Annotated in this window: 3 tRNA genes and 2 rRNA genes; all 5 read left to right on the top strand. The window is 50.3% G+C overall.

What is annotated here, in order from left to right:
* Positions 1 to 777: ribosomal RNA gene (locus tag AB0L74_RS34840) — 23S ribosomal RNA — on the top strand; the annotation flags it as partial.
* A gap of 78 nt (positions 778 to 855) precedes the next feature.
* Positions 856 to 970 (top strand): 5S ribosomal RNA (gene rrf, locus AB0L74_RS34835).
* A 9-nt stretch (positions 971 to 979) separates the two neighbouring features.
* Positions 980 to 1055: transfer RNA gene (locus AB0L74_RS34830), tRNA-Val, on the top strand.
* Positions 1056 to 1068: 13 nt separating this feature from the next.
* Positions 1069 to 1144 (top strand) — tRNA-Thr (locus AB0L74_RS34825).
* 7 nt (positions 1145 to 1151) lie between these two features.
* Positions 1152 to 1227 (top strand) — tRNA-Lys (locus AB0L74_RS34820).
* Positions 1228 to 1323: the final 96 nt, after the last annotated feature.

Genomic DNA, 1323 nt, shown 5'->3' with positions numbered 1-1323 from the left:
GGTAGGAGCCTGAGATACGTGAGCGCTAGCTTACGTGGAGGCGTTGGTGGGATACTACCCTCGCTGTGTTGGATTTCTAACCCGCACCATTTATCATGGTGGGAGACAGTGTCAGATGGGCAGTTTGACTGGGGCGGTCGCCTCCTAAAGAGTAACGGAGGCGCTCAAAGGTTTCCTCAGAATGGTTGGAAATCATTCATAGAGTGTAAAGGCATAAGGAAGCTTGACTGCGAGACTTACAAGTCGAGCAGGGTCGAAAGACGGACTTAGTGATCCGGTGGTTCCGCATGGAAGGGCCATCGCTCAACGGATAAAAGCTACCCCGGGGATAACAGGCTTATCTCCCCCAAGAGTTCACATCGACGGGGAGGTTTGGCACCTCGATGTCGGCTCATCGCATCCTGGGGCTGTAGTCGGTCCCAAGGGTTGGGCTGTTCGCCCATTAAAGCGGTACGCGAGCTGGGTTCAGAACGTCGTGAGACAGTTCGGTCCCTATCCGTCGTGGGCGTAGGAAATTTGAGAGGAGCTGTCCTTAGTACGAGAGGACCGGGATGGACATACCTCTGGTGTACCAGTTGTCGTGCCAACGGCATCGCTGGGTAGCTATGTATGGACGGGATAAGTGCTGAAAGCATCTAAGCATGAAGCCCCCCTCAAGATGAGATTTCCCAACTTCGGTTATAAGATCCCTCAAAGATGATGAGGTTAATAGGTTCGAGGTGGAAGCATAGCGATATGTGCAGCTGACGAATACTAATCGATCGAAGACTTAATCAAATTTTAAATGTTTTGTTTGGTTGAATCATATTTTACTTACTATCTAGTTTTGAATGTATAATTTCATACATTTCATTGTCTGGTGACAATGGCAAGGAGGTCACACCTGTTCCCATGCCGAACACAGAAGTTAAGCTCCTTAGCGCCGATGGTAGTCGGACTTACGTTCCGCAAGAGTAGGACGTTGCCAGGCAATTTATGTGGAGGATTAGCTCAGCTGGGAGAGCATCTGCCTTACAAGCAGAGGGTCGGCGGTTCGAACCCGTCATCCTCCACCATTTATTTAATTTAGCCGGCCTAGCTCAACTGGTAGAGCAACTGACTTGTAATCAGTAGGTTGGGGGTTCAAGTCCTCTGGCCGGCACCATTTTGATGAGCCATTAGCTCAGTTGGTAGAGCATCTGACTTTTAATCAGAGGGTCAGTGGTTCGAGCCCACTATGGCTCACCATTATCATTTTAATATCGCGGGTGTGGCGGAATTGGCAGACGCACTAGACTTAGGATCTAGCGCCTTACGGCGTGGGGGTTCGACTCCCTTCACCCG

The organism is Streptomyces sp. NPDC052020 (assembly GCF_040680575.1).
GTDB lineage: Bacteria > Actinomycetota > Actinomycetes > Streptomycetales > Streptomycetaceae > Streptomyces.
The sequence above is the reverse complement of the archived record's forward strand: the minus strand, read 5'-3'. Positions and strand labels throughout refer to the sequence as shown.